At 62.2% G+C, this 17,074-nt stretch carries 16 protein-coding genes; 6 read left to right on the top strand and 10 right to left on the bottom strand.

Annotation, left to right across the window (positions count from 1 at the left end):
* Window positions 1–10 precede the first annotated feature (10 nt).
* The 6 genes from A9404_RS05870 to gatC form a co-directional block, all read right to left on the bottom strand.
* Entirely contained in the window at window positions 11–1,027 is a 1,017-nt protein-coding gene (locus tag A9404_RS05870; RefSeq protein ID WP_066099330.1) for a glucokinase, read from the bottom strand.
* On the bottom strand, window positions 1,024–4,233 hold the full coding sequence (locus A9404_RS05875; protein ID WP_066099331.1) for a glycoside hydrolase family 15 protein: 3,210 nt from the start codon (window positions 4,231–4,233) through the stop codon (window positions 1,024–1,026). Before A9404_RS05875 ends, A9404_RS05870 begins: the two co-directional genes overlap by 4 nt.
* 42 nt (window positions 4,234–4,275) lie before the next feature.
* Complete coding sequence (gene hslO, locus A9404_RS05880) at window positions 4,276–5,229, bottom strand: Hsp33 family molecular chaperone HslO (protein ID WP_066099332.1); 954 nt, start codon at window positions 5,227–5,229, stop codon at window positions 4,276–4,278.
* On the bottom strand, window positions 5,226–6,719 hold the full coding sequence (gene gatB, locus A9404_RS05885) for an Asp-tRNA(Asn)/Glu-tRNA(Gln) amidotransferase subunit GatB (protein ID WP_066099333.1): 1,494 nt from the start codon (window positions 6,717–6,719) through the stop codon (window positions 5,226–5,228). The genes hslO and gatB overlap by 4 nt, the downstream gene beginning before the upstream one ends.
* Window positions 6,716–8,188: an Asp-tRNA(Asn)/Glu-tRNA(Gln) amidotransferase subunit GatA gene (gatA, locus tag A9404_RS05890; RefSeq protein WP_066099334.1), complete on the bottom strand. Its 1,473-nt coding sequence runs from the start codon at window positions 8,186–8,188 to the stop codon at window positions 6,716–6,718. The genes gatB and gatA overlap by 4 nt, the downstream gene beginning before the upstream one ends.
* Before the next feature lie 79 nt (window positions 8,189–8,267).
* The gene (gene gatC, locus A9404_RS05895) at window positions 8,268–8,558 is read right to left on the bottom strand and encodes an Asp-tRNA(Asn)/Glu-tRNA(Gln) amidotransferase subunit GatC (protein WP_066099335.1); all 291 of its coding nucleotides are present in this window, start codon (window positions 8,556–8,558) and stop codon (window positions 8,268–8,270) included.
* Window positions 8,559–9,003: 445 nt separating this feature from the next.
* Between gatC and A9404_RS05900 the strand changes: the two genes are divergently transcribed.
* From A9404_RS05900 to mreD, 3 genes are read left to right on the top strand one after another with little or no spacing between them, the layout of a single operon-like run.
* A complete protein-coding gene (locus tag A9404_RS05900) occupies window positions 9,004–10,041 on the top strand; it encodes a rod shape-determining protein (RefSeq protein ID WP_066099336.1) in 1,038 nt (345 codons plus the stop codon).
* Between the two features lie 18 nt (window positions 10,042–10,059).
* Window positions 10,060–11,073: a rod shape-determining protein MreC gene (mreC, locus tag A9404_RS05905; protein ID WP_066099337.1), complete on the top strand. Its 1,014-nt coding sequence runs from the start codon at window positions 10,060–10,062 to the stop codon at window positions 11,071–11,073.
* A complete protein-coding gene (mreD, locus tag A9404_RS05910; protein ID WP_066099338.1) occupies window positions 11,063–11,539 on the top strand; it encodes a rod shape-determining protein MreD in 477 nt (158 codons plus the stop codon). Before mreC ends, mreD begins: the two co-directional genes overlap by 11 nt.
* A 31-nt stretch (window positions 11,540–11,570) precedes the next feature.
* Here mreD and A9404_RS05915 read toward each other — a convergent pair whose 3' ends face one another.
* From A9404_RS05915 to A9404_RS05925, 3 genes are all read right to left on the bottom strand, one after another.
* On the bottom strand, window positions 11,571–11,948 hold the full coding sequence (locus tag A9404_RS05915; RefSeq protein ID WP_066099339.1) for a diacylglycerol kinase: 378 nt from the start codon (window positions 11,946–11,948) through the stop codon (window positions 11,571–11,573).
* Complete coding sequence (gene gcvH / locus A9404_RS05920; RefSeq protein WP_066099340.1) at window positions 11,948–12,328, bottom strand: glycine cleavage system protein GcvH; 381 nt, start codon at window positions 12,326–12,328, stop codon at window positions 11,948–11,950. Before gcvH ends, A9404_RS05915 begins: the two co-directional genes overlap by 1 nt.
* 397 nt (window positions 12,329–12,725) lie before the next feature.
* Window positions 12,726–13,688 carry a sigma-54 interaction domain-containing protein gene (locus A9404_RS05925; protein WP_066099341.1) on the bottom strand — a complete coding sequence of 321 codons (963 nt, stop codon included), beginning with the start codon at window positions 13,686–13,688 and terminating at the stop codon, window positions 12,726–12,728.
* Window positions 13,689–14,017: 329 nt separating this feature from the next.
* On the opposite strand from A9404_RS05925, the gene mscL reads away from it, so the two are divergent.
* Window positions 14,018–14,431 (top strand): large-conductance mechanosensitive channel protein MscL, encoded by a 414-nt coding sequence (mscL, locus tag A9404_RS05930; RefSeq protein ID WP_066099342.1) that lies wholly within the window; start codon window positions 14,018–14,020, stop codon window positions 14,429–14,431.
* A 61-nt stretch (window positions 14,432–14,492) separates the two neighbouring features.
* Here mscL and A9404_RS05935 read toward each other — a convergent pair whose 3' ends face one another.
* Window positions 14,493–15,530 carry an aldo/keto reductase gene (locus A9404_RS05935; protein ID WP_066099343.1) on the bottom strand — a complete coding sequence of 346 codons (1,038 nt, stop codon included), beginning with the start codon at window positions 15,528–15,530 and terminating at the stop codon, window positions 14,493–14,495.
* Window positions 15,531–15,704: 174 nt separating this feature from the next.
* Here A9404_RS05935 and A9404_RS05940 point away from each other — a divergent pair, with 174 nt between their 5' ends.
* Together A9404_RS05940 and A9404_RS05945 are read left to right on the top strand one after the other, a co-directional pair.
* Entirely contained in the window at window positions 15,705–16,238 is a 534-nt protein-coding gene (locus A9404_RS05940; RefSeq protein WP_156521255.1) for a hypothetical protein, read from the top strand.
* 111 nt (window positions 16,239–16,349) lie between these two features.
* On the top strand, window positions 16,350–17,036 hold the full coding sequence (locus A9404_RS05945) for a cupin domain-containing protein (protein WP_066099345.1): 687 nt from the start codon (window positions 16,350–16,352) through the stop codon (window positions 17,034–17,036).
* The last annotated feature ends 38 nt before the right edge of the window (window positions 17,037–17,074 follow it).

Here is a 17,074-nt window from a genome sequence, read left to right on the forward strand (position 1 = left end):
GCCCGGCCGCTCAGCCACGAACATGCTCTGCTGCCAGACGGGCCGCGCCCTGCAGGGCCAGATCGGGATCGCTCACCATCCAGACCGGTATGCGCCGCAGCAGATCGGCAAAGCGCCCCTTGTCCGTAAAGCCGGTCATGAACTCGGTCTGCATGAACGGGAGAATGTGCCCGGCGATGGCGCCAGCAACGAACACGCCGCCGTACGGCAGGCATTTGAGTGCCAGATTGCCGGCCTCGGCGCCATAGATCCGGGCGAACAGCCGACAGGCAATCTCGCTCAGGGTGTCGCTGCCCGCACAGGCCTGCTGGGTGATCACCACACTGGGATCATCGGCTTCGGCAAGACGCGCAATCATATGCGGGGTTTCCTGAGCCAGGCCCTCGGCCCGCGCGAATTCGTAGAGGTAGAAGAACCCTTTACCGGACAGGATCCGCTCGTAGCTGACATGCCCGTCCAGGCGCGCCCGCAGGAAGGACCACAACTGATCCTCCACGGCACTGTTCGGCGCAAAGCTGCAATGCCCGCCTTCGGTCGGCATGGGATGGTAACGCTGGCCGTCGTAGCAGAACACGGCTTCGCCCAGGCCGGTACCGGCGGCGATCACCGCCACATGGCCGGCCGAAGCGCGCGTGACAGGCTCCGCCAGCGGGTTCAGGGTCGTCCGGTGTAGCGGGGTCGAGGCGATCGCCGCCGTACCGCTGGCCACGAGATCGTTCGCGAACACGACCGGCACGCCGCCCAGCTGACGGGATAACGCCACGCTATCCAGTTGCCAGGGCAGATTGGTCGCATGGACCCGCTGGGCGCCGGGCTCGCCTTGAATGGGGCCGGCGATGCCGAAACCGGCCGCCGTCAGCATCATCGTGTGATTGTTCGCCGCCGCATCGAGAAAACCCTGCAGCAACAGATCGAACTGCCCATAGGAACCACTGGCGTAGCGTTGATGGTAGATCCGCTGGGTACCGCTGTCGTCATAGAGCGCCAACAGGGTCTTGGTGCCGCCGATATCGCCCGCGAGAATCATTTGCCAACCTCCGTCAGAACGGCCATGGTGCGTGATTCGCCCTTGCCCAGCAGGGTTTCCAGCGCTTCGGTCACGTAATAGGCAACCTGGTGGGGCGGACGCTGATAAAAGGCCGCCCAGGCCTGATCCCGAACCTCGTCGTAGCGCACGTGTTCCGCCGAACGCCCGTTGCACCACGCCAGCCGGACCGCATGCCCGATCAGCACGTCCGTGATCAACGCATCCTGGAGCTGAAGACTCGGATTTTTCTGCACCAACCGGATCAACGCCTGAAGGGCCTCAATCACCAATTGCCGATATTCCGGCGCCACGATCCGATTAAGCACATGCTCCACCGCGAGAGCAAAATTCTTTTCGCCAGCCGTGGACTGGCTGCGGAACAGGGAACTGTCGAGGGTATTGCGCGGGTTGTAGCGATCCCCGATCACCAGAGCCGGCGTATGGGCCAGCAGTTCCCAGACATCCCGATAGAACGTATCCGGCAAGCGGCCGATCGCGCCTTCGACACAACGCCACTGCAACCAGTCCGCCGCCGTCGATTCGGGATCGTCCTCCGCCCGAAACTCGATGGCATCCCAGGTGATCGACTCGTCCACCAGACGCAACCCCTCCAGTCGGGAAGAGCCACCCCGCCAGTTCAGGGCATCGCGCAACTTTCGCCGGACCACGCTGGGCGGCTGAGCCATCAGCCAGTCGAAGGCCGCACTGGGCGTCAACTGGGCATCGCGGGCATGCAGGGCGATCACCGTCTGCAACAATGGCCCGATCCGCAGGGTAATGACGTCCTCGAACAGCGCCGGCTCGGAACGGATCAGGCTGCCCAGATGGATGATCAACTCCTGGGTCAGGATGCGCTCTCGCGGGTCCTCCCCGCAGAACTGACGGATGCGCTTGAGAATCTCGTGATTCGACAACGGCTCGGAAATCAATGCCTTGCTTGTGTACGAACGACCCACCGCCAATCGCTTCTGCCGCACGATGAGATCCATCAGCGCGACGTCCAGGTAGGCATCCACCTTGCCGAGCAGCTCCGCGCTGCGTCGCATCACGCCCCAGGCGCGCGCCCGTTGCGCCATGCGGAACAGGCCATCGATCAACTCGAGCAGCGTCGATGTCCGACCCTCGTCATTGACCGCGTGCAAATCGAGATTGGGATAACGCCCGGCGAGCACGCCGAGAATATCGAGTCGCTCGTAGATCGCCTCGGTGGCGAAATAGCGTTGCAGCAGCGTCTCGTCCGATGCCTGGGAGAGCGACCAGGTTTCGGTCGTACGACTGTAGGCATCGTCGTCCAGCGACAACGCCAGCGCCTTCGGTCGAGGTGCCCAGCCGGCCATCATGCCGGGCAAACGCACGCGCTGTCCCCGTGAAACCAGCGACTCGACCCGATCCAGATGGACCGGTACCCCATTGACCGAGCCCCGACTCAACTCATCGCGCAGGAAATTCAACATGACCGCGAAATCCGGGGCCGCCAACATCCATTCGCTGATCATGATCGTCAGGATGGGGCGCCCGGGCTGACGCCAGTAACGGTGCAGATAGCCGATGGTGGAGCGGAGCTCCTGGACCAGTAGCGCCAGATCCTGCGTGAGATAGAAGTCATCCGTATCGAACAGCTGCGGCACGATCAACCACTGCTGACCATCGATCTCGTAGACTTTCGCGGTACTCAACCCCAAGACCCGGCGTCGCGGCCGACCGGTCAGCGCCAGACGGTCATTCGCGCCGAGATCGACCAAGTTCTCCACCAGCGCGCGTACCGAGCCGATGCGCACCCGGGATTGCCCGACGACGATGTGACGTTCCGAACCCATTTCCACCAACGCCGCTTCCACCCCACTGGTTTCCGCCACCAGGGCGACGGACACGGCACGGCACACGGTCTGCCCGCTGAGCGGGCGTCGGCGATTGATGGGGTCGAGGTCGCTCACGTCGATCGCACGACTCAACAGCAGGCGACCAACGATCCAGAGACTCTGCGCCCAGACGAGCGGCTGGTTCTCGTTGGGCTGACGATCGGCGCTCCCCGGACTGAGGCGCTCCTCGTCGATGGCTGGCTCCGGCACGAAGTACAGTTCGGGCAGAACATACTGGCCATCCCGCTGCACCGCCAGGTCCGTCAGCTGGCGATTGAAACGCTCGGCCGTCTCGAAGTCGCCGGAAAACCAGCTGTTGATCAGACGATAGGTGAAGAACAGCGGCCATTCGGACTCGATGCCGGCGAACCGTTCCAGCTCCTCCGGCTCGTAATGCAGCTTGTTTTCGTCCTCCAGGACCGTCTGGTGACCATCGCGCAGGAACCGCTTGCAACCGAAGCGCCCGGTCAGCTTCTGCGTTAGCGCCTGGTCGACCGTGGCCACCATCTCGGCATCGCGTACGGCAAAGGCGGGAAAGCCGATCACGGAAAGCAGCGCGGCATCCACTTCCTTGGAACCCGATTCCCGGGGCAGAAGGGCATTCAGCGTCATCTCCGTACGCGCGATGTCGTCGGCCAACACGAGAATCCGGCTTCGGTCATCGCCGTCGCCGCCGAAGAGGTCGAATCCGTCGATGGCCTGCAGGGCGGCCAGCACCATGCCGAGGGAACTGGCATTCAGTTCCCGCTGACCATGATTGATCTTGTTACCGCGCTCCCAGATACCATAATCGGGTGTGGTATAGGCACGCGACAGGTACCAGACGAGATTCTGGACGAAATCGACCTCCGCCCGGCTGGCGATGATGCGCAGACCGCTGAGGGTCATCTGCACCAGCATCAGCACGAACAGGGAGGTGGCATCCAGTTGCAGATGGCCCCATTCGGCATCGCCCACGACGGCCAGCCCGGTACCCGTATCGTATTTCGCATGCAGGGCGTCGATGGGTTGTTGCGTCCGCTTGAAGCGCTCCACGCGATCGGCCTGACGCATCATGGCCGTGAGCAGCCCACGCATGTTCTTGATCGTCGCCTGTTCCAGTTCGTAGGCTCGGGCATCGGCCGTATCCACCCGACGATAGGCCAGACCCAGCGCCCAGGCCGCGAGAATGCTGTAGACGTTGTCGCGCACCCAGGCATCGGTGTAGTCGCCATGGGCATTGACCGCCGTGCTGGCCGGCAACAACCCGCTGATGGGATGCTGCCGATCCAGGATGTTCACGCAGACTTCTTCATACAACGCATCCAATCGCGCAAGGCGATCGGACCGGGCGGACTGGGCATTCATGCGGATAATCCCTGCGCAGATGAAACGAGGCCGAAGGACCGCTCAGTGTCGGGTGGCATCGGGCGGTTCAGTCGAAGTGTCTAGCAATATCTGCTCCACATCAACCGCATCGAAGTTGTACCGCTGGCCACAAAACTCGCAACGCACCGACACGTGATCCGGAACCTCGGAATCCGACAGGGCGCCCTCCAATTCCGTCCGCCCCAGAGAGCGCAACATGTTACCGACACCGGCCCGCGAACAGCCGCAGTAAAAGCGGATCGGCCGGATGTCGGTGAACCCCAGGGCATCTTGATGAAACAGCCGGTGCAGCAGAACGGGCACTGGGGTCGTGCGCAATTCGGCTTGGCCGGCCGGGGTGTCCAGCGTGTCCACCAGGATCGATAAATGTGCAAATTCGTCGTTCGCGGCCCCGTGACGCACCATAGGCGTGCCCCCCTCGCCGGGAATCTGCTGGATCAGCAGTCCCACCGCGCGATGGGCATCCGCCGCCAGCTCAAGTCGAGTTGGCAACTGCTCGGACTGGCGGAAATAACCTTCCAGCGCCTCGGCAATCCGCTGCCCCTCGATGGGGACCAACGACTGATAGCGCACACCGTCGGCAGGTTCGATCGTCAGCGCCATCTGCCCCTGACCGAGCAGCACCTGAATCGATTGATCCAGGGCATCCGCATCGAGATCCGCCGACCACTGGGCCGTCACGCGATAACTGAGATCCGAGCGAGCCTGCACGACCAGCAGAGAAATCGGCCCCTCCCCCCGAAACTGCAGAATGAGCCGTCCCTCGAACTTCAGCGTCGCCACCATCACCAGGGCCGCGGCGACGCACTCGCCGAGCAGCTGCGCCACGGCAGGCGGGTAGTCGTGCCCCTGCCCGGCCGTTGACCAGCTCCGATCCACGCTGACGGCCACGCCGCGCACCTGCCCGGAGCCGAAACCGAAGCGGTACAGCTGATCGATATCCGGCAACTCTTCCGGGGTGCGCGTCTCGGTCATTCCGACCCTCCGGGCGTGCCCAGGCGCGCCTGGAGGATCTCGTTCAGTTGCTGGGGATTGGCCTTGCCGCGTGCCGCCTTCATGGCCTGCCCCACGAAGAAACCAAACAGCTTGTCCTTGCCGCCCCGATATTCCGCCACCTTGTCCGGGTTCGCGGCCAGCACCTCATCCACCAGCGCCTCGATCGCCGAGGAATCCGTGATCTGCTTCAGGCCGCGCGCGTCGATGATGGCATCCGCCTCACCCTCGCCCGCCCACATGGCGTCGAACACCTCGCGGGCCAGCTTGTTCGACAAGGTGTTGTCGGCGATGCGCAGGAGCAACCGGGCCAGGGATTCGGCCGATACCGGGCTCTCGTCGATGGCGAGCCCGGTCTTGTTGAGCTGCGCGGCAATCGCCCCGGTCACCCAGTTGGCGCAGAGCTTCGCATCGGCCGACTTGCCGGCCATCAAACCCTGAAGACCAGCCAGCGTCTGCTCGAAGTAAGCGGCCGTGGCCTTGCTGCTGGTCAGCACGGCGGCATCGTAGGCCGAAAGCCCGTATTCGCGCTGGTAGCGATCGGCCTTGGCATCCGGCAGTTCGGGCAGACTGTCGCGCCATGCCGCCAGGGTTTCCGGCGCGATGACGACGGGCAGCAGATCCGGATCGGGGAAATAGCGGTAGTCGTCCGCCGCTTCCTTGGTCCGCATCATCCGCGTCTCGTCCTTGTCCGGATCGTAGAGGCGCGTCTGCTGCTGGACCGTGCCGCCGTCCTCGATCAACTCGATCTGGCGCTCGATCTCGAACAGGATCGCCCGCTCCAAAAAGCGGAAGGAGTTGACGTTCTTGATCTCGGTTCGCGTGCCCAGTGTCGTCTCGCCCTTCGGCCGAATCGACACGTTGGCATCGACCCGGAACGAGCCTTCCTGCATGTTGCCGTCGCAGATCCCGAGATACTGCACGATGGCATGGATCTTCCGGGCATAGGCCACCGCCTCCGCCGCCGAACGCATGTCCGGCTCGGACACGATCTCGATCAGCGGGGTGCCGGCCCGGTTGAGGTCGATGCCGGTCATGCCGGCGAAGTCCTCGTGCAGGCTCTTGCCGGCATCCTCCTCGAGGTGCGCGCGCGTGACCCGGATGGTCTTCTGCACCGCATCCTCGCCCTCACCCAGTGTAATCACCACCTGCCCGCCGCTGACGATCGGCTGGGCCAGCTGGCTGATCTGGTAGCCCTTGGGCAGGTCGGGGTAGAAGTAATTCTTGCGGTCGAACATCGACGCCAGGGCCACCTCGGCATTGATGGCCAGACCGAACAGTGCCGCCATGTGCACCGCTTCGCCATTCAATACCGGCAGCACGCCCGGCAGGCCGAGATCGACCGCGCAGGCCTGGGCGTTGGGTTCGGCGCCGAATCGGGTCGAGGCGCCGGAGAAGATCTTCGACTGGGTCGCCAACTGGGCATGAATTTCGAGGCCGATCACGACCTCCCAACGTGAATGCGCACTCATGCCGCGCCCTCCTCATAAGCCGTGGGCACGCGCTGATGCCAGTCCGTCTGCTGCTGGTATCGATGGGCGACGTTCAACAGTCGCGCCTCGGTGAACGGCGCGCCGATCAGCTGCATGCCGACCGGACGTGCACCGCTGAACCCGACCGGCACCGACATGCCGGGCAGCCCCGCAAGATTCACCGGAATCGTGTAGATATCCTCCAGATACATCGTGGCCGGATCGCTGGCATGGGCACCCAGATCGAAAGCGGGTGTCGGCGCGACGGGCCCCGCGATCACGTCGCACTGGGCGAAGGCCGCGGCGAAATTCTCGGACACCTGGCGCCGCGCCCGTTGGGCCCGGCCGTAGAAGGCATCGTAATAACCTGCCGACAGGGCATAGGTGCCGATGAGAATGCGTCGCTTCACTTCGGCCCCGAAGCCTTCCGACCGGCTGCGCTCGTACAGATCCATGAGATCACGGGGCTCGGCACAACGATACCCGAAGCGCACGCCGTCGAAGCGGGACAGGTTGGACGAGGCCTCGGCCGGCGCGATCAGATAATAGGCGGCCAGCGCCAACTCGGCGTCGGGCAGATCGATGTCGACCCGCACGGCACCCTGCTGAACCAGAATCTCGATCGCCGCCTCGATCCGGGCGGCCACCGTCGCATCCAGCCCATCGGTGAACCACTGGCGCGGCACGCCAATTCGCAGACCGGTCAGGGGCCGATCCAGCTCGGCGGCGTAATCCGGCACGGGCTGATCGGCAGACGTCGAGTCGCGGGAATCGTGTCCGGCCATAGCCCGCAGGGCGATGGCGCAATCCGCTGCCGAGGGGGCCAGCACCCCGCCCTGATCCAGGCTGGAGGCATAGGCGATCATACCAAAACGCGAGACTCGGCCATAGGTCGGCTTGATACCCGTCACGCCGCAATAGGCCGCCGGCTGACGGATCGAACCGCCGGTGTCGGTACCCGTCGCCCAGGGCACCAGTCGGGCCGCGACAGCTGCCGCCGAACCGCCGGACGACCCGCCCGGCACCGCAGCATGATCCCAGGGGTTCTTCACCGCGCCGAAAGCACTGTTCTCGTTGGAGGAGCCCATGGCGAACTCGTCCATGTTGGTCTTGCCCAGCAACACGGCACCGGCCTCGTTCAGGCGCTGATGCACCGTGGCATCGTACGGAGCCACCCAGTCGCCAAGCATCCGCGAGGCGCAGGTCGTGCGCACACCCTGCGTACAGAAAATATCCTTGTGGGCGTAGGGAATACCGAGCAATGGCGCACGCTCGCCAGCGGCGATGCGGGCATCGGCGGCATCCGCTGCGGCAAGCGCCATTTCGGGGATCCGGGAAATGAAGCTGTTGAGCGCGCCATCATGGGCGGCCACGCGCGCCAGAAAGGCCTCGGCGAGTTCCCGGGCGGAGAACCGCCGGTCGTCTAGTCCGGCACGCAACTCGGCCAGGGATTGTTTGTATAAGGACACGTCGAACTCTCTACTTGATCGAATGATTGAGACACAGGCGGATACGGCAACCAAGCGGCCGCATCCTGGGTGAAGCCCGTCAGGACTCGATGACCTGAGGAACGAGGAACAGGCCCCGCTCGACTGCCGGGGCCCCCGCCTGCAGACGGGCACGCTCGTCATGCTCGGTCACGAGATCGGGGCGAAGCGGCTGTGTTTGGTCCAGCGGATGCGCCATCGGCGCCAGATTGTCCAGACGAGGATCCTGCAACTGCTCGGCAAAGGCCAGGATGGCATTGAGATCCTCCAGCATCGCAGGGACCTGGGCCTCGTCAACCGCAATGCGCGACAAATGCGCCACGTGTTTGAGTTGGGTGGAATTCAGCGACATGAAGCATTCCTGAAATTGATGTGAGTGACGGCGGACTCGCCCAGCCTGTTACGCGGGCGAAGTTCCGCAGCATTTTAACGCGAATTTATCCCGGCCATGTACCCGATCGCGCCAACAGGACGCTGAAGCACCGCAGATCGAGAGTGCAGGAGGGAAAGCAGCCTCACCAGAGTCCCCGATCCGACCGCGCGAAATGCCACACGAAAAGCGGAAAACCGGCCTGCACCAAAAAGAGCAGGAGTGCTTGCTGGAAAATGGACAGATTGGTATCGTGGGCGGTGTTTTATGCAGATGCTTTACGAGACTGCTGTTATCTCATTTCAGGATGCATGTACGAATTCCCGGGCGTTCCGGTCCTTGTCTCGATCTTGGCCGGAACCTGTGGGCAGAGAACGCGCTCCAACCCCCTCATAATTACTTATAGTCATACCGGTATACATCCATCATGTTCAAGCGTTTTCGTGGCATTTTCTCTACCGATCTCTCCATCGACCTGGGCACCGCCAACACCCTGATTTACGTCAGCGGCCGCGGCATCGTTCTGGACGAACCCTCGGTCGTTGCCTTGAGAAACGAAGGCGGTCACACCGCAATTCAGGCCTATGGCCTCGAGGCCAAGCAGATGGTCGGCCGGACGCCCAAGTCGATCCAGGCGGTTCGTCCCCTGCGTGACGGTGTGATTGCCGATTTCCATGTCACCGAGAAAATGCTGCAGCACTTCATCAAGAAGGTACACGCCAACCACTGGTTCCGCCCCAGCCCGCGCGTCCTGGTCTGCGTGCCGGTGGGTGCCACCCAGGTCGAACGGCGCGCCATCCGCGAATCGGTCCTCAGTGCCGGCGCCCGCAAGGCCTACATCATCGAGGAACCGATGGCCGCCGCGATCGGCGCCGGCATCAACGTCGACGAACCCCGCGGCTCGATGGTGGTCGATATCGGCGGCGGCACCTCCGAAGTCGGCGTGATCTCCCTGGACGGCATCGTCTACTCATCCTCCGTCCGCATTGGCGGCGACAAGTTCGACGAAAGCATCATCGCCTATGTGCGCCGGCACTATGGCATCCTGATCGGCGAAGCCACCGCCGAACGCATCAAGAAGGAAATCGGCTCTGCCTACCCCGGCAAGGAACTGCTGGAAATCGACGTCAAGGGCCGCAACCTGGCCGAAGGCGTCCCGCGCAGTTTCACCCTCAACAGCAACGAAATCCTCGAAGCCCTGCAGGAGCCCCTGTACGGCATCGTGCAGGCCATTCGCACCGCCCTGGAACAGACGCCCCCTGAATTGGGTTCCGACATCGCCGAACGCGGCATCGTGCTGACCGGCGGCGGCGCCCTGCTCCGCGACATCGACACCCTGATTCGCGAGGAAACGGGTCTGCCCGTCGTGATCGCCGACGACCCGCTGACTTGCGTCGCCCGGGGGGGCGGCAAGGTTCTGGAATTGATCGATCAGCGGCACAGCTCCCTGTTCGCGACGGAATAAGCGTCACCGCAGACCCTGATGTCCCTGTTCGAGTCCCACCGCCCCGGCATCACCAAACTCATGATTCTGGTGCTGGCCGCCCTGATGCTCATGGCGCTGGATCGAGCGGGTAGCAGTGTGGCCACCCGCATCAATACCGGCCTCGGCAGCATCACCGACGGTATTGCCCGGGCGGCGCACGCCCCCAGCGAATGGGGCACCGACCTCTTCCTCTTTTTCCAGAACCGTGCCGATCAGGTCGCAACCATCCAGCACCTGAAGGAAGAAAACTTGCTGATCAAGGGACAGATGCAGCAGTTCTTCGATCTGAAACAGGAAGTCGATCACCTCAAGTCACTGCTGCATGGCCAGACCACGGTCGTGCCCAATGTCCTCCTGGCCCGGATGACGGCCATCAATGACACACCGGAGCACCGGAACTTCACGATCAATCGCGGCCTGAACGATGGCGTGAAGCCCGGCCAACCGGTCATCGACGGGCATGGTATCGTGGGTCAGGTGCTTCGCAGCAGCCTGACCGGCGCCGTGGTCATCGAGATCGTTTCTCGTCGACACAACCTGTCCGTCAGCCTGGGCGACACGGGCTTCATCGGCCTGCTGCGGGGTACGGGGACACGTGACACGCTTACCATGGACCGGATTCCGGACCGCTACGACGTCAAGGTCGGTGACCTGCTGACCACCTCCGGACTCGATGGCGTGTTCCCGAAGGGATATCCCGTCGCCCGGATCAGCCAGATCCACGACGACCGGGGACAGGCATTTCTGAACATCGTGGCGACGCCCGTGGCCAATCTGGATCATCTGAGCGAAGTCCTGGTCCTGACCGCACCACCGGATGCGCCGCCACCGCCCAGTGCCGCAACCGAACAGGCCAACACGATCGACCAACCGGGCAAGGCCATCATCGATGCGGGCAAACCGGCAGTCCCAAGCAGCGAGCCAATTGCCAAACCGCCGACCACGCCCCCACCGGCAGCGGCACATGCCAAGACCACCCCACCCAAGCGGGATGCATCTCATGCGCGGTGAATGGCTGGCCATCCTGCTCACGACGACCCTGGCGCTGGTACTCACCCTGGTGCCGTTTGGCGACTGGTACCAGCAACATGCGCCTCAATGGTTGCTGCTGACCGTACTCTACTGGTGCATTCACAGTCCTGGCCGCGTGGGCTTGGTCTATGCCTGGCTAATGGGGTTACTTCTCGATGTCGGTACTGCTGGGCTACTGGGTGCCAATGCACTGCTCTTCACGCTCGCAGCCGCACTAGTGCTGGCGCTACGCCAAATGCTTTCGGTCGCCAGCCCGATTCAGCAGGCCCTGTTCATCGCGGGACTCAGCACCGTCTATCTGCTGTTTTCATTATGGATTCAGGGGGGAATTACCAGCAGCATGGCCCTGCTGGACTATCTGTCGCGCGCATTGGCGAACCTGCTGGCTTGGCCAGTGATCACCCTGGTGTTCTACCTGATACGAGCGCGCCTGAGTCGCCTTTGATACGCCCCCCTTTCAGGGTTGAACGTCCCGATCAGCCGTGTGGTACAAAATGCGGCCACAGGATGGACAGCCAGACCATCGCGGCCAGAATCAATGCGGTAAACACGGCGGCCGACCCCATATCCTTGGCGCGACCCGAGAGCTTGTGCAGGTCGGTGCCCACCCGGTCCACGACATTCTCGATCCCCGTGTTCAGCAGCTCGACGATGAGGATCAGCAGAATCGACCCGACGAGCAGAGCCCGTTCGACACCGTCATGGCCGAGATAAAAACCGAGGGGGACGGCAACCAACGCCAGCCAGACCTCCTGCCGGAATGCCTCTTCCTTGCGGTACGCCGTCCGGAACCCCTGCCAAGAGTACTTGGTTGCGAGCAATATCCGCTTGAAACCCAAATTGTTGGATGCCATCACGCCCCCGCAGACAACATCTGTTGGTAGGCATCGGCCGTCATCCACGCATCCGGGGTTCCGGCCGGTTCGATCTTGAGGATCCAACCCGTATCCAGCGGATCGTCGTTGATCAGTTCCGGCGAATCCTCCAGAGCCTCATTGACGGCGATCACGGTCCCATCGACCGGAGAAATCACATCCGAAGCCGCCTTCACCGACTCAAGCGTCGCGCAGGGTTCGCCCCGGCGCACCTGCGCGCCCACCGGGGGCAACTGGGCATAAACCACATCGCCCAACATATCCTGGCCCTGCTCCGTCACGCCCAACCACAGGACGGAACCGTCCTGTCGATACCACTCGTGGGTCTCGCCATAAAACCGGTCAGTTCGCAACTCCATCGAAAACTCCTCAACTCGACATGCCGTGGCACCGTGCAACGGCCTTAGATAATCGCCAATTTTCGCACATCTTTGATCCGGCATTCCGGCCCCATCGACAAACAATACGCCGGAATCGACGCGGGAATTCCCACAAATCCATCACGGTTATCGCCATGCATGCGAAGATCCCGATGAGACAAAGGCTGATCCTCGCCTGGATGGAAGCACAGTTTCGATAACAAAATCGTGACGATGATCAATGAGCGAAGCCACGACCCTCCAGAAAGAGAAATCCCCCGATGGCACGGGGGATTGGCGGTCGCGCAGAAATGATCAGTGGATCGTCCTGTCGGTCAGCAGTGCCCTAAACACGGTCAGGATCACCAATTAGGATCGCTCGGGACGGCAACCCGAATTACTGAATCGAGAATTTCTTCAACCGGTAGAGGAACGTATCGCGCGACAGACTCAACAGGCGGGCGGCGCGACTTTTATTTCCGCCCGTCCGCGCCAAAGCCTGGCGCAGCAGGTCGGACTCGACGGCCTCCAGATCTACACCGTTCTCCGGCAGGCTGAAACGACGGGTACTCTCCGCCGACTCCACCGCGCTACGAAGGGCAAACGGGAGGTTTTCCACATCCACGACCTTGCCCGCGTGCAGAATGACCAAACGCTCGGCCAGATTGCGCAATTCGCGAATATTGCCGGGCCAGGGGTGACGCCGTAACACCCCCCGGGCATTGGCCGTGAGCCGCGGGGGTACCAGCCCGTAGCGGGCACTCAGTGTCTCGATGAAGCGACTCAGCAGCCAGTCGATATCGCCCTGACGCGCACGTAGGGGCGGCAGTTCAATCGGCACCACCTGCAACCGGTAGTAGAGATCCGCGCGGAAGCGCTCCTGCTCGGCCAGCGCCGACAGATCACGGTGCGTCGCAGCGATGATCCGCACGTCCACGCGCTGTACACGACTGTCCCCGAGACTCATGAACTCGCCGGTTTCGAGGAAACGCAGCAGCTTGGCCTGAACCGGCAGGCTCAGTTCGCCGATTTCGTCAAGAAACAGCGTACCGCCGTCAGCCGCCCGAATCAGGCCGGCGTAGTCCGCCTGAGCACCAGTGAAGGCACCTCGCTTGTGGCCGAAAAGTTGGGACTCTGCCAAGGATTCGGTAAATGTCGCGCAGTTCACAGTAATAAAAGGCGCGTGGCGACGATCGGAACCCTGGTGCAGCGCCTGAGCCACCAACTCCTTGCCCGTGCCCGATTCCCCAAGAATCAGCGTGGTGGCACCGGTGGCCGCGACAATCTGGACACTGCGCAACACCGATTCGAAAATCGGGGACTGTGTCCAAATCTGTTCGAGAATATTATCTTCACGCATGGGAAAACACCTACGCCGGACTATTGCAGTAAGCGGTCATTATAACGCACCCAATTTAAACTCCAGAAAAAAATACCGATCAATCCAACCACAGAAACGCCGCATGAAGCCCAGGATCCACCCCAGACAAAACCTTCATAGACAATCGGTTGGCGCCATACCCGAACGCTCAGGGCTGCCCAGCATATTCCGCTGAAACACCACGTCCCACATTTAAATGCTATCTCCATTTAATAACCAAGCGATTAAATCGGGTATTACAGCCCCCTGATTTCATGCAATAATCCGGGCGATTCAATGACTCAAGTCACCCGCACAAGGAATACATCATGTCCATGATCAAAGAGTTCAAGGAATTCGCCATGAAAGGCAACGTGCTCGACATGGCGGTCGGTATCATCATCGGCGCCGCGTTCGGCAAAATCGTCTCATCCCTGGTCAAGGACATCATCATGCCCCCCATCGGGCTGCTGATCGGTGGGGTGGATTTTCAGAACCTCGTCATCGTACTTCAACCGGCGCACGACAAGATTCCGGAGGTGGCCATCCGCTACGGCCAATTCATTCAGACCGCGCTGGATTTCCTCATTATCGCACTCGCCATCTTTATGGCACTCAAGGTCATCAACAAACTCAAGCGACCCGAGCCTGCGCCTGCACCGGCCGAACCGCCCGCGCCGCCGGCCGATGTCCAGCTGTTGACGGAAATTCGTGACCTGCTCAAGGATCGCAACGCATCCTGATCGCCTCCGGCGCGCTGCATCCGAAACCCGTCTCAGACTGCTCTGAGGTGGGTTATTTCGTTCAGGGCGCCGGATTGGGCCAGCGCTGGTCGATCTCATCGACTTCCGCCAACAATTCGGCGGACAGCGTGACATCGGCCGCCCCGATGTTTTCCGCCAATTGCGTGATGGACGTCGCGCCAATGATCACGGAAGTCGTGAACGGTTTCTGACGCGTGAAGGCGATGGCCATCTGCGCGGGCGATAATCCATGCCGCTGTGCCAATGCCACATAGGCTCGGGTAGCTTCGGCCACATTCGGCTTGGCATACCGCTGACCGAACCCGGGGAACTCGGTCAGACGCCCGGCAGCAGACGGATCGGACAGATACTTGCCGCTCAACAGCCCGAAGGCCAACGGGCTATAAGGCAGCAGTCCGATATTGAGTTGCGTGCTGACCTCCGCGAGGCCGCCGGTCTCGAACGTGCGGTTCATGAGGTGATAGGCATTCTGAATACTGACGACGCGCGGGAAACCGTGTTCCCGCGCAGCCTGCGCAAAGCTCATGACACCGTAGGGCGTCTCGTTGGATAGTCCGATCGCCCGAACCTTGCCGGCCTGGACCAGTTCGCCGAGGGCGCGCAGCTGGTTCTCGATCGATTCGGCGGCGCGTTGCCGTGCCGGTTCATAGTAACGCTCGCCGAACATCGGCACGTAACGCTCCGGCCAATGAATCTGGTACAGATCGACATAATCGGTACGCAGACGACGCAGGCTGCCGTCGATAGCCGCCCGGATCTGGGGGGCAGTGATCTGCGGGCCGCCTCGGATCCATTTCATGCCGCGGGACGGCCCGGCGATCTTGGTGGCGACGACGACGGAGTCCCGGGCCTGCCGCACCAGCCAACTGCCGATATAGGATTCCGTCCGGCCCTGGGTTTCCGCCTTTGGCGGCACGGGATACATTTCCGCCGCATCGATGAAATTCACCCCCTGCGCGACGGCGAAATCGAGCTGGGCATGGGCCTCCGCCTCGGTATTCTGCTGACCGAAGGTCATGGTTCCCAGGCAGATCGAACTCACGGAAATCCCGCTATCCCCCAACAAACGCATTTCCATGACGCGCTCCTCTTAAAACAAGTACATCGAACAGATCCCGATCGCCGATTCCCACGACCAACAACGTAAATTCGGCCGCGCCTGGGACATCCCGATCGGCACCAGGCCGGAAATTATTGGTTATCATGCGAACAATCACTATAGCAATCGATTCACCAACATTTGGGGCCGCTCTTGAATCCGATACCCTCTGGCCAGATTTGCGCGACACATCAGACCCTGATCACAGCCATGGTCGATGCCCTGAACGGCAGTGACGACGAACAGGCACAACGGCTCATTGCCCAATACCGGGAAGACGGCTGGGTGAACCTGGCGAGTCAACTCGAAAACTGGCTGCATGGTGCCGAACCGGCCACGGCCGCCCTGGACGACGAGGATCGCCAGATCGTACAGGGTATCCGGCAGGCGCAAACCGACCCGGACTGGCTATCGCGCCTGACCGAACAAGCACGAACCGATGCTGCCGAAGGCATTGCCCGGCTGATCGTTGCCGCCACCTGGGGCGATCCGGCCGCGCTGGAACTCCTGTCGAACCTGCGCGAGGCCGCCACCGAGGACGGCATCGAGGGCTCCCTCGCCCACGCATTCGTCGCCATGGTGGAAGGCGAGCGCGATATCGCGGCGCTCGTAGCGCGCTACCCCAAGGCGGAGTCCACGCTCCTCAGCGCTATCGTGCAACAGGTCCGGGTTCAGGAAACCGAGTGACAGGTCACAAAAACGACAGGATCCTGACGATAAATGCACCCTGCGGCCGTGTTGCAAAGCCCCAAGACGCTGTCTAGGCTTGAACCTCGTCACCACCGGTAGATTCTGCGTATGAGCGAACACCCGCTTACCCCCCGCCATGCCGACCTTTTTCTGCGGGCCGTCGTCGACACGACCGCCCTTCCCTGGGTGGCCTCGCCCGAACCGACCGTGCAGCGCAAGCTGATCGAACGTGCCGGCGGGGATGGGACCCGTGCCACCAGCCTCGTGCGTTTTGCACCGGGGGCCCGATTTCCCGAACATATTCATCACGGCGGGGAGGAATTCCTGGTACTCGAGGGCAGCTTCTGCGACGAAACGGGATGCTTCCCGGTCGGCAGTTACGTCCGGAACCCGCCGGGATCCCGCCACGCACCCTCGGCACCGGACGGCTGCGTCATCTTCGTCAAGCTCCATCATCTGCCCGATGGCGAAACCGAACAGATCGTCGTCAATACAAGGGAGACGTGCTGGCAACCCGGGCTGGTGGATGGACTCGAGGTCATGCCGCTCGGCAGTTTCGAGGGAGAACATACGGCTCTGGTTCGCTGGCAACCCGAAACCTACTTTCAGCCGCACCACCATTTCGGCGGTGAGGAAATCTTCGTTCTGGAAGGCACGTTCTCAGACGAACATGGCGATTACCCCGCCGGCTCCTGGCTGCGCAGTCCGCACTGGAGTCGGCATGCGCCCTTCAGCCGAACGGGATGCACCATCTGGGTCAAAACCGGACACCTACCGATTCCAGATCACTGGTGATGCAACGCCTGTCGCATCCCACCCGCTCGAAACCCTTA

This window comes from Halothiobacillus diazotrophicus, from assembly GCF_001663815.1.
Taxonomy (GTDB): Bacteria; Pseudomonadota; Gammaproteobacteria; order Halothiobacillales; family Halothiobacillaceae; genus Halothiobacillus; species Halothiobacillus diazotrophicus.

Bases quoted from the DNA above. Each gene is read 5' to 3' on its own strand.
- gatB (WP_066099333.1), bottom strand. From the start codon at position 6,719: ATGAGTGCGCATTCACGTTGGGAGGTCGTGATCGGCCTCGAAATTCAT.
- hslO (WP_066099332.1), bottom strand. From the start codon at position 5,229: ATGACCGAGACGCGCACCCCGGAAGAGTTGCCGGATATCGATCAGCTG.
- gcvH (WP_066099340.1), bottom strand. From the start codon at position 12,328: ATGGAGTTGCGAACTGACCGGTTTTATGGCGAGACCCACGAGTGGTAT.
- A9404_RS05900 (WP_066099336.1), top strand. From the start codon at position 9,004: ATGTTCAAGCGTTTTCGTGGCATTTTCTCTACCGATCTCTCCATCGAC.
- mreD (WP_066099338.1), top strand. From the start codon at position 11,063: ATGCGCGGTGAATGGCTGGCCATCCTGCTCACGACGACCCTGGCGCTG.
- A9404_RS05915 (WP_066099339.1), bottom strand. From the start codon at position 11,948: ATGGCATCCAACAATTTGGGTTTCAAGCGGATATTGCTCGCAACCAAG.
- A9404_RS05935 (WP_066099343.1), bottom strand. From the start codon at position 15,530: ATGGAAATGCGTTTGTTGGGGGATAGCGGGATTTCCGTGAGTTCGATC.
- mscL (WP_066099342.1), top strand. From the start codon at position 14,018: ATGTCCATGATCAAAGAGTTCAAGGAATTCGCCATGAAAGGCAACGTG.
- mreC (WP_066099337.1), top strand. From the start codon at position 10,060: ATGTCCCTGTTCGAGTCCCACCGCCCCGGCATCACCAAACTCATGATT.
- A9404_RS05875 (WP_066099331.1), bottom strand. From the start codon at position 4,233: ATGAATGCCCAGTCCGCCCGGTCCGATCGCCTTGCGCGATTGGATGCG.
- A9404_RS05925 (WP_066099341.1), bottom strand. From the start codon at position 13,688: ATGCGTGAAGATAATATTCTCGAACAGATTTGGACACAGTCCCCGATT.
- A9404_RS05870 (WP_066099330.1), bottom strand. From the start codon at position 1,027: ATGATTCTCGCGGGCGATATCGGCGGCACCAAGACCCTGTTGGCGCTC.
- gatC (WP_066099335.1), bottom strand. From the start codon at position 8,558: ATGTCGCTGAATTCCACCCAACTCAAACACGTGGCGCATTTGTCGCGC.
- A9404_RS05945 (WP_066099345.1), top strand. From the start codon at position 16,350: ATGAGCGAACACCCGCTTACCCCCCGCCATGCCGACCTTTTTCTGCGG.